Origin of the sequence: Pseudomonas guariconensis, assembly GCF_024127895.1 — a bacterium.
GTDB lineage: Bacteria > Pseudomonadota > Gammaproteobacteria > Pseudomonadales > Pseudomonadaceae > Aquipseudomonas > Aquipseudomonas guariconensis_B.
The window spans coordinates 13023-27358 of the sequence record NZ_JAMYBK010000039.1; the positions used below are offsets into that span (position 1 = coordinate 13023).

A 14336-nucleotide genomic window follows, 5' to 3' on the forward strand; every position below is an offset into this window, starting at 1 on the left:
ACTGGCGTACAGTGCTCGAAGTCGACGCCCTAGTGAGGAAACGGATATGCAATTCTGGCCGCTGCGCACGATCGAGCCGGAGCGCTGCCTGAACATCGGGCAGGCAGCCGCCTTGCTGGGCCGGGTTGGAGAGAACCATCGACGGCAACTGGCCGGCGACCTGCTGCAGTTGATTGGCAGCGGCATTCCCCTGGCGCAGTGCACAGTGTTCGCCTACGCGCCACGCCGCAACCCCCAGGTGTTCACCTTCGCCGACCGGGCCCGCGAAGTGTCGCTGTTGCAGATTTCCAGCCGTTATGCCGAGCGCTTCTACAGCCAGGACGGCAACCAGCACGCCATGGCCTGCAGCAATGGCGGCGAGCGAATCGTGGTGCAGCGCCAACGTATCGACGACATCGGCCATGCTGAATACCGGCGCATCTGCTACGAGCAACCGAAGATCGCCGAGCGGCTCGCACTGCTGGCCAGCTGTGACAAGGGGCGCTGGCTGTCGGTGAACTTCTACCGAGGGCGTGAACACGGCAGCTTTTCTGCCCAGGAGCTGGACTTCATGGAGGCCTCGGCGCCGCTGTTGATGCAGATCGTGCGGATGCATTACCTGGCTTACCTGCAAGCCAATGAACTGCCGCTGTTGCTGACCGAGCGGCTGGCTGGCCTGTATCCGGAGTTGACGTTGCGTGACCGGGAGCTGCTGCGCTTGCTGCTGAGCGGTATCGACAACGATGAAATCGCTGTGAGCCTGGGGGTACGCCCTTCCAGTGCGGCCACCTATATCAAGCGTCTTTATCGCAAGCTGGGCACCAGTGGGTTGCGGGAGCTGATTGGGTTGGCGACTCAGGCAGGGCGTTGGCGGTGATGCTTTGCGGGTCCAAAGGGTGAGGTAGTGGGAGCGGTTTTGAGTTTAAAAGAGTTCGACCGGCAAACTCACAATCAACCGGTTCTCAGTAAAATCGCTTACCCCAAAATCCCGCCCCACCTCAGCGTTGACCCAACGAACGCTGAGCCCCTGAAGGCTGCGAAACTGAAAGGTATACGTCAGCCCCACATCACGCGCCCACTCCCGCCCCTTGGAGGTCTCGGCGCTATGGATATGGTCGCCGTGGGCGTAGCGCACCAACAGCGTCAACCCCGGTATGCCCAGCGCGGCGAAGTTGTAGTCGTAACGCAGTTGCCAGGACCGCTCGTTGGCGTACACGAAGGTGTTGGCGAACATGTCGTTGGCCAAGGTGCTGCCCAGCGAGCGGTCGATCGTGACCCAACCGTCCTCCCCGTACATTCGCTGCCACCCCATGTAGAACCGGTGACCACCATGGGCGGCAGACAGCAGCAGTGAAGCCGCCTGGTTGTCCAGCGCGCCTGCCAGCGAACGGCCTGTGTCGCGGGTGTCGAACGCTCCCAGCACACCGCCGACCGTCCAACCGCCAACCGGTTGATAGTGCGTGAGGCTGTAGTAGTTCTGCCGGTAGACGTTGTCCAGCTCCGCCGTCCACAGCCCTAGCGCCGAATCCTTGCCCAGGCGGTACTCGCCGCCGGCGTAGGTGAATCGGTCAGAGGTCGCGGTTGCAACGGTACGGCCGCCGACCGAGGGGTAAAGGTCTTCGCTGTCTGCGGCGCTGCGCGGGCTGAAGGCGTGGATCTGGCCGACATGCAGGGCAAGGCGATCGATCTCCCTGGAAGTCAGCATGGCGCCTTGAAAGGTCTGCGGCAGCAACCGACCGTCATTGAAACGCAGGATGGGCACGTCTGGCATCAGTTCCCCCAGGCGCAGTTCGGTGCGCGACAGGCGCACCTTGGCGGTCAGCCCCAAACGGCCATAGCTGGCCGGCGCACGGCCATCGTCATGGTCATAGGGTAGCAGTTCGGTGCCAGTGCGGTCCGGGCTGCTGTCCAGTTTGACGCCCACCAGGCCCAGGACATCCAGGCCCACGCCCACAGCGCCCGGGGTGTAGCCGGAAGTGCCTTTGATGATGAAGCCCTGGGCCCACTCCTGGCGCTGGCTTTGCACCGCACCGGTGTCACTGTAGTCGCGGTCGAAGTAGTAATTGCGCAGCAATACCGTGGCCTTGCTGTCATCGATCAAGCCTGCATCCGCCATGGCGGACCAGGCAGACGTGCACAACAGAGCCGCCCGGGTAATCGGGTTGTTCAAGGCAAACATGACGAATTCCTTTTTTGTACTTGTTGTGGAATGCGATGGGGGGGTGCTTATTGCACCAGCAGAAGCGCCCCGGAGACGAAGGCGAAGATGAGTACGAAGCGGCGCAGGCGCGTCTCGTTGATCAGGTGGCGGGCCCAGTGGCTGGCGACCACACCCAGCGCCAAAGGCACGCACAGGGCCAGCACCGGAGAGACCTGCTCGGTGTGCAAATGCCCGCCCACAGCCAGCGCCACCAGCGAAATCACCTCCCCCACCAGGAAGCACAGGGCCACAGAGCCCCGCAAGGTAGCCACCGGCGAGTGCTGGTACACCAGGGCGAGCGGCGGGCCGCCCACACCGGTGGCGGTTTCGGTGATGCCGGTGATCACGCCGGTTGAGATCAGCGCCCGGCGCCCGGGCACAAAAGACGGCGCCAACCAGGTGGCCAGGCACGCGGCGATCGTCGACAGCCCGATCAGCAGGTTGAGCTGCGAAAGCGGCAGCAAGAGCAGGATCCAAAGACCGCCAAACGTGCCGGCAAAACGCCCCAGGGTAATCCACGAGCTGCCTCTGAAATCGATGGCGCTACGCTCGCGCCAGGCAACGGCGGCATTGAGCGGCAACATCAATATCAGCAGGCTGATGGGCAAGGACTCCGGCGCCAGCAATCCCATTACCGGTGCCACGATCAGTGCGAAGCCCATGCCCGTCGTACCCTGGATAAGCGCACCGCACGCGACGGCGACAGCAATGATGTACAGGGGGTCGAAGGGTAGATTCATCGTTCTTTCGTTCCTGTCAGTCAAGCCACGCTCGGCAAGGGGTGCACTTTATGGATGGGGGCCTGGTCGACGACGCTTCTGGCCAGCGCATCGACCCGGCGCATCAGGTCGCGTGCATCCCAGTCAGTGGGCCAGCCTTGCCACAGGCGTACCTTGCCCTGCACCACCACGGCCTGGATCTGGTCGCGGTTGGCGAGCCTGACCAGGTCCCAGGGCAGGTTCCAGGACGGCAGCAACTCGGGGACCGCCAGGTCCACCAGCAGGAAATCCGCCGCCTTACCCGACGCGATGCGCCCGGTCACCTTGCCCAGCCCCAGCACGTCAGCGGCGTTACCGGTGCCCATGTCCAGCCACAACTGGCCGCTGCCACACACCGAGTCGCCAACCGGCAACCCATGGGCAAAGCGCTGCGCAGCTTCGGCGTAATCGAGCAGGCGGAAACCGTCACCACGGGTGCCGTCGGTGCCCAGGCCAACGGGAATTCCCAGGCAGTGCATCAGGTGCGCCTGGGCAACGGCGTTGCCTTTCCAGGCGCTGGCCACCGGGTTGTAGCTCACGGCTGCGCCGCTATCGCGCAGCAGGCAGAGCTCGTTCGAGGTCAGCAGTGTCGCGTGGGCCAGCAATGCCCCCGGCCCCAACGCGCCCGCCCGGTGCAGTTGCTCGAGGGGCCTTACCCCGTAACGCTCAAGGGAACGCTCGACTGCAACCAGGTGTTCGTTGACATGGCTCTGGAACACCCTGCCCGCCTCATGGCACAGGCGGTACGCAGCGCCCAGGGTGGGGTCGGTGGCAATCTCGGGGATGGGGATTGCCAGCGACGGAGTGATCAGCGAGTCGTTGTCCCACGCGGCCAGGTGCTGCTCAGCCACCGAGAGCACCTGGTGGGCATCGAGTACACGCTCGCCTTCCAGGTCGTTGCAGGTTTTGGCCAGTACGCAGCGTATGCCCACTTCATGGACCGCCTGGGCAATTGCCTCCACCCCCTCCTTGGAGCGGGTACCGGCATCGCACACCGTGGTGAAACCGCCACGCAACGACTCGAAGGCGGCCAGTTTGCTGGTCAGGTACAGCAGGTCGGTATCCAGCGAGCCCTCAAGGGGAATCCACACGCGACGAAAGATCTCCGACGGCTCGCCAAACACCAGGCCTTTGCCGAAGCTCTGGCTGAGGTGGTGATGGGTATCGATGAAGCCCGGCATCAACAGCTGGCTTTCAAGACGCAGGACGGCATGGTCGGGATAGCGGCCTTGCAGCAGCGCCAGCGGGCCGACATCGGCGAAGTGGCCATCGACCACGCGCACGGCGTGATCTCGGCGCGGCCCTTCCGGCAGCAACAGCCAGTCGGGGGCCAGCAGTTGGCCGGGCGCGACAAGGTGCTCTGGCGAAACCGCCAGGTGATGGGTAAAGGAGCAGTTCATATAAAAACCTTAGTGTGCAGGTCAGGAGTTGATCAGCTTTGCCTTGGCGTCCGCGGCGGTGTGCGGGCGGCCAATGCAATGGAAAAGGAAGTTCATGACGGCCGCGGTCAGCGCGCCCATGGCAACGCCATTGCCGAGCAGCCCCGCGATGCCGTTGGGGAACTGGCTGTAGACGCCAGGCACAAGAATCGGTAGTAGCCCGACGGCCAGGGCGATGGACACCACATACATGTTGCCGTGGTTGCGCAGGTCCACTTTGCGCAGCATGTCGATGCCCATGGTGCCGACGATGGCAAACACAATCAGGCTGGTACCGCCGACCACGGCTTCAGGTACGCCTTCGATCAACCGTGCCAGCGGGGCAAGCAAGGCGAAGACCAGCAACAACACGCCGGAAACTGCAGTCACATAGCGTGAACGTACATGGGTGGCGCGGATGACGCCGATGTTTTCGCCGCTGGTGATGATCAGCGAAGTGCCCATGAAACCACCGAAGATCGAGGTCAGCGCATCGCCACGGATCGTCCGCACCACGTCTTTATGTACGTCCAGGGGTTTGTCTACCGCTTCACTGATGGCCACGGTCTGGCCGGTGGCCTCTACCATCGAAACCAGGCAAAAGAGCATCAGCGGGATCGAGGCGAACACATCGAAGTGCGGCACGCCGAACGGCATGAAGGTCGGCAGGCTCAACAAGGGGTAGGCACCAAGGCCTGCGCGGTCGAATGCGCCGATGGCCACTGCAAGCAAACTGCCGCCCAGCAAGCCCAGCAAGATCGACAACTGGCCCAGCGTGCCGCGCAACAGCCGCGCGCAGAGCACGGTGATGGCGATGGTGGCAAAGGCCAGCAGCAGTTGCTGGGGCGCGGCGAAATGCGCGCTGCCGGGCTGGCCGACAATCAACTGGCCCGACAGCTTGACCAGGTTGACCGCGACCAGCAGCAACATGGTGCCCACGACCACCGAAGGGAAAAACCGTAGCAGGCGCCGAAACACCGGCAACACCAGAAAGTAGAAAATGCCCGTCAGGATCACCGCGCCCGATGCCGTCGCCACACCGTTCTGCTGGGCGATCAGGATGAACAACATGATCGGTGCGCCGCCAGGCAGCATGATGAACGGCAGGCGTGCGCCACAGCCCCGCAAGCCCAGCGACTGCAACAACGTGCCCAGGCCACAGACCAGAAAGGTGGCGCTGAGCAGCTGTAGCGTCAGCTCACTGGAAAAGCCGAGGGCCGTGGCCATCAGAAACACCGACGCGATCGGCGATGCCGCCATCACCAGCACATGCTGGGCACCAAACATCAGCAACTGGCGCCAGGGCAGGCGCTCATCAACAGGGCTAACAGGGTTCTTCTCGATATCCGGCATATCCCACCTCGACCTGAGCCGCCAGCGACGGCCCATTGAATTATTGTTATTTGGATCTGGACGAGCCTTGGCAGGAAAATGCTGTCATCTCCCCTACCAAATCGATTTGTTTGTTTACCCAAATCGATTTGGGTGAAATGTATCCCTGTCCACATCGACTGTCAACGCATCCATCACCCCGGCGCGCCTCAGTAGCTGATAGCCTTCAGGCAGCGTATAACTGCCGCCATCGCTTCAAAGAGCCCACCTGTCTATGCCCAACAGCACCTCTCGCCGCCTCACCATTGCCGATGTCGCCAACGCCGCCGGGGTGTCGCGCACCACCGTGTCCCACGCGCTGAATGATCGCGGGCAAGTCGATCCGGCGACCCGGGCACTGGTGAAGGAAGTCGCTGAACGCCTGGGTTACAGCCCCAACCTGCGTGCCCAGCGCCTGCGCACCGGCCGTGCCAACGCCATTGCCCTGCTCTCCTCCATGCCCTTTGCCGTGGCCGGTGGGTCGTCGCGCTTGGGCTTCTTGATGGAAATCGCCGCCACCGCTACAGAGGCGGCGCTGCGTCGAGGCGTGGCGCTGGTGCTGGTGCCGCCCATGGATGAGGCCCAGGACCTGCTTGATAGCCTGGATATCGACGGTGCGGTGATCATCGAACCGGTCGCCAACGACCCGAACGTTGCGCGCTTGCGCAAACGCGGCGTGAAGCTGGTGTCCATCGGGCGCCAACCCGAGGCACAGGCCTTGCCGTACATCGACATGCATGGCGAAGCCACCGGGACACTGCTGCTCGACCACCTGCACCAACAGGGCGCCCGGCACATCGGCCTGGTGATCGGGGCGCAATCCCGGCACTCCTACCTGGACATGGAGCAGGCCTACCGGGCGTACTGCACCGTCAACGGCCAGGTACCGGCGATCGTTCGGGCAGATGAAGGGGGGGGCGAAGCAGCCGGTGCGGCCGCGTGCCTTGACCTGTTGCAAGCGCATCCAGACATCGACGGCCTGTGCGTGCCGGTCGATGCCTTTGCCACCGGCGCCGTGCGGGCGTTGCGGGACAAAGGGCTCAAGATCCCCCAGGACGTGAAGGTGGTGACGCGCTACGACGGCTTGCGGGCACGCGAAAGTACACCGCCACTGACGGCGTTGGACATGCATCTTGAAGACGTGGCTGCCCTGGCCATCGAGCTGCTCTTCGAGCAAATCAATGATACTGGCGAGCGTCAGCGTATTGATGCTCCGATGGCTACGCTGGTTGCGCGTGAGTCGAGCCTAGGCTCTGTATGAAACCTTTGGAGGTCTGATTTTTCGTTTGCTCAGGCGCAGCATGGCAGGACATGGGTGCTCAAGTGCCTGGTAAACGATGCTGCAAGCCGGTAGGGATGGCATTGCTGTCACGCTCCAGTTGCTGGATCGACTTGGCCGACTGCTCGATCTCCTGGCTCAGGCGGTCTACGCTCTGCACCGCTGCGTCAATCTGCTGCTGACCTTCGCGGACCTGCTGCTGGCTAATGATGCCGCTCAACCGGTAGCCGCTTTCAGGCCTCACCGCGCAGAGGGGCCGTCATCCTTTGACCTACACGCAAAAGTCATTGTCCTGCCCGCCGCTTTTTCTCGCCCTTGCCCCCGCCCAGAATCCGGGCCTGACATCACTTCCCGATCAGGAGATTCCGGATGAACCACTTCAAGCCCCTGCTGCTCGCCGCCGCCCTGGCCACCAGCGCCCAAGCCACCCTGGCCGCCGACTGGCAGGATTCACCCTACGGCAAGCAGGACGAAATCGGCGCCGCCAACCTGCTCACCCCCGAGGTGGTCAAGCAGGCCGTCGGCCTGGTCAAGACCGGCAAAACCTACCCCCTCGCCGTGCCGGTGAGCAAGGACCTGCCGGCCTTCCGCCACCGCAGCTTCCACCTCTACAACATCCAGCCCGGCGAACAGGCCGGCCGGACCCTGGGCAAGAACAAGTTCAGCTTCAACGACGAGCTGGTCAACGGCTGGACCGGCGTCGGCACCCAGCTCAACGGCATCGGCCACATCGGTATCGACAACGTCTACTACAACGGCAACAAGGCCGCCGACTTCGTCACCGTCGAAGGCGTGACCAAGCTTGGGGTCGAGAAGGTACCGCCGATGGTCACCCGTGGCGTGGTGCTGGACATGACCACCTACTACGGCAAGGCCATCGTGCCGGGCGGCACGTCGTTCACCGTGAACGACATCAAGGCCGTGCTGAAGAAACAAGGCATCACCTTGCGCAAGGGCGATGTGGTGCTGTTCAACACCGGTTGGCTGGAGCTGATCGGCAAGGACAACCAGCAGTTCCTCGCCACCGAGCCCGGCATCGACCTGCCAGCGGCTCGATGGCTGGCCGACCAGGGCATCGTCGCCTTCGGCGGCGACACCTGGGCCTCGGAGGTCTACCCCAACCCGACGGGCGAAGAGTTCCCGGTCAACCAGTTCATGCTGGCCAAGCGCGGCATCTACAACCTGGAACTGATCGACACCCGCGCCCTGGTGCGCGACAAAGCCTTCGAGTTCCTGTTCGTGTTGGGCCAGCCGCTGTACAAGGGCTCGACCCAAGTCAACATCAACCCGGTGGCCATCCACTGATCGTACATCATTGATGCCTCTTGCCTGTGCGCCGCGATAGGCAAGTGCATCTCTATTAATGACTCCCAGTCAAAGGTTTGAAACCGGACACCCCCTGCTCGCCCCGGCCATCGGGGCCTTTGGTATCGGCACCACCGAATTACCCCTATGGGTCTGCTGCCGGTGCATGCTGCTGGTATGGCTGGGCGGACGCGGCAAGGTCGCTACCAGCGCCGTGGGCGAGACAGTAGTTCGCCCGCCAGGGAGGCTAGCCAAGGCAGAGCTGTCCGAGTAAAACTCCGGACAGTTCCCTTGGAGGTCTCATGCAAGATCTACGTCAGTTGCGCTACTTCGTCGCCGTCGCCGAATGCGAGAACGTTGGACGCGCGGCCGAGCAGCTTCACATCTCCCAATCCCCCCTGAGCCGGCAGATCGCCCAGCTCGAGGGCAATCTGGGCCTTGCCCTGTTCGAGCGGCGCAACCAACGCCTGTACCTCACCGCTGACGGCCGCACCTTCTTGTCCGAAGCCCGCGGCCTGCTGAAGCATGCCGAGCGCCTGGAGTCGCTGGGCAAGCGCCTGGGCCGTGGCGAGGAAGGCGGCCTGTGCATCGGCTACGTCAACCACGCTATCCATGCCGGCGTCCTGCCCGGCGCGGTGCGGGCCATCCGCAGCGAACGCCAGAACATCCATATCGCCCTTTACAACATGACCCCGCGCGAGCAGTTCGAAGGCCTGCGCCAGCGCAGCCTGGACATCGCCCTGGTCTGCGAGCCCCCGCCCAGCGACGACCCCGACCTGCGTGGCCAACCCGTGCTGGACGACCCTCAGCTATTGGCCATTCCCGCCGAGCACCCCTTGGCCGTCAAGGCCGAACTCACGCCCGCCGACCTGCATGAGCAGGAATGGATCATCACCGGTGGCCAGCCTGACCAGATCAACAAACGCGACGATTTCATCGCCCGCTGCGCCGACGCAGGCTTCACCCCGCGCCTGTCGCTGGAGGCCAACGACCCGCTGAGCGTGCTCGGACTGGTGTCCGCCGGGCTGGGCCTGGCGATGGTCCAGAGCAGCCTGTCCACCAGCGCAGGGCCCACCGTTGTGCTGCGCAAGCTGTCGTGGTTCAGCCCCTGCGTGCAGCTGTGGGCAGCCTGGCACCGGGTGGATCTGCGGCCGATCGTGAGCGTGTTCCGCAAGCGGGTGCTGGCGCAGGCAGAGTAGACATACAAGGTCTTAACTCAGTCGAATTATGTCTTTTACAGTCTTACCAGGCAGCACTAGCATGGCTCCCATCGATGCAACTCATCCACAGGAGCCATCCCATGAACATCGACCTCGGCGCACGCACCGCCATCATCAGCGGCTCGACCGGCGGTATTGGTCTGGCCATCGCCCGCGGCCTGGCCCGCGCCCATGCCGACGTGGTCATCGCCGGCCGTAGCCAGAAGTCGGTCGACGCCGCCCTGGCCGAACTGCACGCCCAAGGTGGCCGTGGCCAGGTCCACGGCGTGGTTGCCGACCTGGGCACCGCCGAAGGCGCCCAAGCCCTGTTCGACGCCCACCCGAGCGCCGACATTTTGGTCAACAACCTGGGCATCTATGATGACGTCGATTTCTTCGATGTCCCCGACAGCGAGTGGAGCCGCTTCTACGACACCAACGTGCTGTCCGGCGTGCGCCTGGCTCGCCACTACGCACCGGGCATGGTCGACAAAGGCTGGGGGCGGATCCTGTTCATCTCCTCCGAGTCCGGCATTGCCATCCCGGCCGACATGATCAACTACGGAGTGACCAAGGCCGCCAACCTCGCCGTATCCCACGGCCTGGCCAAGCGCCTGGCAGGCACTGGCGTCACCGTCAACGCGGTACTGCCCGGCCCGACGCTCACCGACGGCGTTGCCACCCTGGTGGCTGAAGCAGCCAAGGTGTCCGGCCGCAGTCTTCGCGAAGAAGCGGACAACTTCGTGCGCACCGCTCGCCCGAGCTCGATCATCCAACGCGCCGCCGAGGTCGATGAAGTCGCCCACCTGGTGGTGTACCTCGCTTCCCCTTACTCCTCCGCCACCACCGGTGCGGCCCTGCGGGTCGACGGTGGTGTGGTCGACAGCCTCGCTATCTGAATTCAACTGGAGAACCCATCATGGCCAACGCCTACGCATCCCTGAAAACCCACCACAGCCCTGATCACGTCTGGGCCCTGATCGGCGGCTTCGACAGCCTGCCCGACTGGCTGCCGTTCATCCCTGAAAGTATCTCCAGCGAAGGCGGCCGCGTGCGCTCGCTGAAAGACCCGGATGGCAACACCATCATCGAGCGCCTGATGGCCTTCGATGAACAACAGCGCAGCTACAGTTACTCGATCCTCACCAGCCCGTTCCCGGTGACCGGCTATCTGTCGACCCTGCGGGTCAAAGCCGACGGCCAGGGCAGCCTGGTGGAATGGCTCGGCGAGTTCACCCCGGTTGGCGTGAGCGACGATGAAGCCATCGCACTGTTCACCGGCATCTACGACGGTGGTCTGCAAGCCCTGGCCAAGACCCTGGGCTGAAATGAACACAAGGGGCCGCCGCACAGCGGCCCCTCGTCATTGTTGCCCCTCGATCAACACGCCTTTGCGCCAGTGCAGCTGTTTCCCTCCGCTACACCTCGCTACCCTTCCCCTTCTTCTCTCAAGAGGATTCCCCATGTCCACCACGCATCGCGCCTGGGGTTGGACCCCGGGCGCCGGCCTGGACGGCCTTGAGCTCATCGACAACCCCCTCCCCCCACCCGGCCCCGGCCATGTGCTGGTGGCTAACCGCGCCATCGCCCTGAACCCGGTGGACTGGAAGATCTGCGAATGGGGCCATGCCGATTGGCGCCAGGGCACCGTGCCCGGCGTCGATGGTGCCGGCACCGTTGCCGCCGTCGGTGAAGGGGTCGACCTGCCCCTGGGCACCCGTGTCGCCTATCACCAGTCCCTGTCCCGCGATGGCAGCTTTGCCGAGTACTGCCTGCTCGATGCAAGCCTGGTGATGCACATCCCCGCCAACCTCGATGACGCCGCCGCCGCAGCGGTCCCGTGCCCAGCCCTCACCGCCTGGCAGGCCCTGGCCAAGGTAGCCGACGGCGCCTCCCGTGACGTGCTGGTAGTGGGCGCCGGTGGCGCGGTGGGCTTCTACCTTGTTCAGCTCGCCGTGCAGCGCGGTTTGCGCGTATGGGCCACCGCTGGCGAGAAACACCACGACCGCCTCAGGCAACTGGGGGTGGTCGGGGTGTTCGACTACCGCGCCAGTGACTGGCAAGCACGCCTGCAAGCCGCCCTGGGTGAGCGCCCGCTGCATGCATTGTTCGACACCGTCAGTGGAGAGCATGCGGCGAGCCTGGCTTGCCTGCTCGGCTACAACGGCCACCTGGTGTGCATCCAGGACCGCCAGGAAGCCGCCCCCCTGCCCGCCTTCAGCACAGCGATCTCGTTGCATGAAGTAGCGCTCAACAGCATCCATGCCCATGGTCTGCGGCTCGATCGCCAGGCGTTGAAGGTCGAAGGGGAGCGTTTGCTGCAAATGGTCGCCGAGGGCCGGCTGGTAATGCCGCAGCGCCTGGACTTTGCCTTCGATGCGCTGCCGAAGGCATTGCGCCAACTCAAGGAAGGCCACGCATCGGGCAAGTGGGTGACGCGGCTGGGGTGATCCAGCCGCCTCGCCCAGGCGTGCAAGGTCAGAAAGTACCCGGGTAGGCACCGCCGTCGATCAGCAGGTTCTGCCCGGTGATGTAGCCTCCGTGGACGCCGCACAGGAAGGCGCAGTACGCCCCGAACTCCTTGGCATCGCCGAACCGCGCCGCCGGAATCGCCTGGCGGCGTGCCTGGGTGATCGCCTGCAGGTCGCCACTGGCCTGGCTCGCTGCCTGCAGAGTCTTTTGCAGACGGGCAGTGTCGAAGGCGCCTGGCAGCAAGTTGTTCAGGGTCACGTTGCGCCCGGCCAGACGCTGCTGACGGGCGAGACCTGCGATGAAACCGGTCAGGCCGCTGCGCGCGCCATTGGACAGGCCCAGGATATCGATCGGCGCTTTCACCGCGCCCGAGGTGATGTTCACCACCCGGCCAAAGCCGCGCTCGGCCATGCCATCGACCACGGCCTTGATCAGCTCGATGGGCGTGAGCATGTTGGCGTCCAGGGCCTTGAGCCAGTCTTCCCGACTCCAGTTACGGAAATCACCTGGCGGTGGACCACCGGCGTTGTTGACCAGGATATCGACCTGCGGGCAGGCGCTGAGCAGGGCCTCGCGTACCGCAGGCTCGGCCACGTCGCCTGCGACCGTGCGTACCTCGATGCCCGAGAAGCGGCTGCGCAGTTCGACGGCCGTCTGCTCCAGGGTGGTGGCGGTGCGGGCGTTGATCACCAGGTTGACGCCCTCGCCGCCCAGGGCCTCGGCGCAGCCTTTGCCCAACCCTTGGCTGGCGGCGCAGACGATGGCCCAGCGGCCCTTGATACCTAGATCCATGTTGGCTCCTCGTCGATTGATGCGTTGGACATTATCACGCGTGGAAGCGCACTGGCCCCTGTGAAAGCAGCGGTTCGGTTGCCCCCACAGGATGCCTGCACGGGCCATTGGCGGGTAAACCCCCACGGGTTGTTTGGTGCTTTCAATAGCACCGTTACCTCTGGAGCGGGTTTACCCGCGAAGACGATGCGCTGCATCTGCATCAACGATGCTGTAAATCTGGTTACCGGCCAGCGCGCTGAGGAGACGCCTGGCTCTGGCCCTTTCGTCATGCGCGCCGAGGGCCACCACCTTTCCCTGAACATCGAGACAGGAAAAGCCGTCCGGCGCTACTGCGTAGAGGTAACCGGCCACTACATGGCGCCGAAGAAAGCCGGCGGCATGAAGCGCGTGAACAAAACGGTCTCGGTGGTCGCCAACTACTGCCCGTTCTGCGGCAAAAAGTGCACGGCAGACGATGAAGAGACAACCAGAGCCACATCAGCCTGACGTTAACTGCCCATCTGTGCCCGCCCATACAGGAAAGCATGGCGCAGAGCCCACGTTGCCCATGTCGATTTACAGGCGCAGTCATAGAAGGTTCTGCGGTGTGGGTGGGCAGAAAATCACCAACTCACTGTCGCAGATAGGCGAACATGTGTTGTACGTAATCGGCCTTCCCGAGCGGCACACCGTTGTGACGCAGAATGTTGTATGCCGTGACTAGATGAAAGTAGAACTGCGGTGTAACCCAATTGACTGCGTACTCACTGCCAGTCATATCAAAAGTGATGCTATTTGGTAGCTCAATCGCGATTTGGAGCTCTGCTGCTGCATCTACCGTCGCTGCATCAGCAGTGTCGAGAATTCGTAAAGTTCGCTCGATCAGCGCCTTCGCCGATGCCATATCCTCTGGCGGCGAGAGCGACTCCAGCGGCTGCCGTGTAAGCCGCTGAACCGCCTCCTGCGCCTGGACACACGCATACTGAACTTGCCTAGCGAGATTGTGCATGTCTGGTGCTAGCCGAGACTCAAGCAAGATTACCGGATCATAGCCACGATCACGGGCGCAGGTCTCTCCCTTAGATAGAAGAGCCGATAAGGATCGTAACATCTGGGCAAAACAGGGGATGGTGATTGCGTAGATCGACATATATTTTCCCTGAGTAATCATTCGACATGGGCACAGGCAATCAACCTTTTTCACTGTCACCCAGTGTGCTGAATCCTAGCAGATAACTGCAGCTTACCCGCCAACAGCATTTTTTACTGCCCCCAAGTTCTTTGACATAGAGAGATTTGAGCCGGAGACCGACGCCAGGTGTTTTACGGGGCGCTGGACTTCATCGCCAGCGCAGAGCGCCCTGCCCCATAGACAGTTCAGGGGGAGACAGTGCGGTGTTGATGGATGCGCGAGCTTAGTGCACCGCGAGGCCGAAAGGCGGCGCCGCAGGCTGTGCGGCAAAGCCGGGTTAGGCTCTGTATGAAAACCTTTGAAACGCCACCAGAGCCGCTGAAAGCCTGATTTTCCGTAGAGTTCTCACCTTTTAGGCGAAGCATTCTGCCATGCCCAAGCGATACGAA

General features: G+C 63.3%; 15 protein-coding genes. 8 read left to right on the forward strand and 7 right to left on the reverse strand.

The features are described from left to right. Positions 1 to 46: 46 nt before the first annotated feature. Complete coding sequence (locus NJF35_RS23605) at positions 47 to 856, forward strand: LuxR C-terminal-related transcriptional regulator (protein WP_225789226.1); 810 nt, start codon at positions 47 to 49, stop codon at positions 854 to 856. A 45-nt stretch (positions 857 to 901) separates the two neighbouring features. Here the strand turns inward: NJF35_RS23605 and NJF35_RS23610 are convergent, their stop codons facing one another. From NJF35_RS23610 to NJF35_RS23625, 4 genes are read right to left on the reverse strand one after another with little or no spacing between them, the layout of a single operon-like run. Further along, positions 902 to 2158, reverse strand: coding sequence for an OprD family porin (locus NJF35_RS23610; protein WP_253091550.1), 1257 nt, complete (start codon positions 2156 to 2158; stop codon positions 902 to 904). Positions 2159 to 2205: 47 nt separating this feature from the next. Continuing rightward, positions 2206 to 2919 (reverse strand): sulfite exporter TauE/SafE family protein, encoded by a 714-nt coding sequence (locus NJF35_RS23615; RefSeq protein WP_253080609.1) that lies wholly within the window; start codon positions 2917 to 2919, stop codon positions 2206 to 2208. A 20-nt stretch (positions 2920 to 2939) separates the two neighbouring features. Further along, positions 2940 to 4337, reverse strand: coding sequence for an amidohydrolase family protein (locus NJF35_RS23620; protein ID WP_253091551.1), 1398 nt, complete (start codon positions 4335 to 4337; stop codon positions 2940 to 2942). A gap of 21 nt (positions 4338 to 4358) precedes the next feature. Continuing rightward, positions 4359 to 5708, reverse strand: a complete 1350-nt coding sequence (locus NJF35_RS23625; protein WP_253091552.1) for a uracil-xanthine permease family protein — start codon at positions 5706 to 5708, stop codon at positions 4359 to 4361. A gap of 253 nt (positions 5709 to 5961) precedes the next feature. On the opposite strand from NJF35_RS23625, the gene NJF35_RS23630 reads away from it, so the two are divergent. Beyond that, complete coding sequence (locus tag NJF35_RS23630) at positions 5962 to 6987, forward strand: substrate-binding domain-containing protein (RefSeq protein ID WP_253091553.1); 1026 nt, start codon at positions 5962 to 5964, stop codon at positions 6985 to 6987. Between the two features lie 58 nt (positions 6988 to 7045). On the opposite strand, the gene NJF35_RS23635 is transcribed toward NJF35_RS23630, so the two are convergent. Continuing rightward, on the reverse strand, positions 7046 to 7225 hold the full coding sequence (locus tag NJF35_RS23635) for a hypothetical protein (protein WP_253091559.1): 180 nt from the start codon (positions 7223 to 7225) through the stop codon (positions 7046 to 7048). 149 nt (positions 7226 to 7374) lie between these two features. Between NJF35_RS23635 and NJF35_RS23640 the strand changes: the two genes are divergently transcribed. The 5 genes from NJF35_RS23640 to NJF35_RS23660 all read left to right on the forward strand — a co-directional run bounded on the left by NJF35_RS23640 (position 7375) and on the right by NJF35_RS23660 (position 11959). Then, positions 7375 to 8310, forward strand: a complete 936-nt coding sequence (locus NJF35_RS23640; RefSeq protein ID WP_253080607.1) for a cyclase family protein — start codon at positions 7375 to 7377, stop codon at positions 8308 to 8310. Positions 8311 to 8612: 302 nt separating this feature from the next. Continuing rightward, a complete protein-coding gene (locus NJF35_RS23645; protein WP_253091554.1) occupies positions 8613 to 9509 on the forward strand; it encodes a LysR family transcriptional regulator in 897 nt (298 codons plus the stop codon). Positions 9510 to 9610: 101 nt separating this feature from the next. Next, positions 9611 to 10408, forward strand: coding sequence for an SDR family NAD(P)-dependent oxidoreductase (locus tag NJF35_RS23650; RefSeq protein WP_253091555.1), 798 nt, complete (start codon positions 9611 to 9613; stop codon positions 10406 to 10408). Positions 10409 to 10428: 20 nt separating this feature from the next. Next, positions 10429 to 10836, forward strand: a complete 408-nt coding sequence (locus NJF35_RS23655) for an SRPBCC family protein (protein WP_225789219.1) — start codon at positions 10429 to 10431, stop codon at positions 10834 to 10836. A gap of 136 nt (positions 10837 to 10972) precedes the next feature. Beyond that, positions 10973 to 11959 carry a zinc-binding dehydrogenase gene (locus NJF35_RS23660; protein ID WP_253091556.1) on the forward strand — a complete coding sequence of 329 codons (987 nt, stop codon included), beginning with the start codon at positions 10973 to 10975 and terminating at the stop codon, positions 11957 to 11959. 28 nt (positions 11960 to 11987) lie between these two features. Here the strand turns inward: NJF35_RS23660 and NJF35_RS23665 are convergent, their stop codons facing one another. Further along, positions 11988 to 12773: an SDR family oxidoreductase gene (locus NJF35_RS23665; RefSeq protein WP_253091557.1), complete on the reverse strand. Its 786-nt coding sequence runs from the start codon at positions 12771 to 12773 to the stop codon at positions 11988 to 11990. A gap of 186 nt (positions 12774 to 12959) precedes the next feature. Here NJF35_RS23665 and NJF35_RS23670 point away from each other — a divergent pair, with 186 nt between their 5' ends. Then, positions 12960 to 13262 carry a hypothetical protein gene (locus NJF35_RS23670; RefSeq protein WP_225789216.1) on the forward strand — a complete coding sequence of 101 codons (303 nt, stop codon included), beginning with the start codon at positions 12960 to 12962 and terminating at the stop codon, positions 13260 to 13262. Positions 13263 to 13386: 124 nt separating this feature from the next. Here the strand turns inward: NJF35_RS23670 and NJF35_RS23675 are convergent, their stop codons facing one another. After that, entirely contained in the window at positions 13387 to 13905 is a 519-nt protein-coding gene (locus NJF35_RS23675) for a DUF1993 family protein (RefSeq protein ID WP_253091558.1), read from the reverse strand. Positions 13906 to 14336 lie beyond the last annotated feature (431 nt).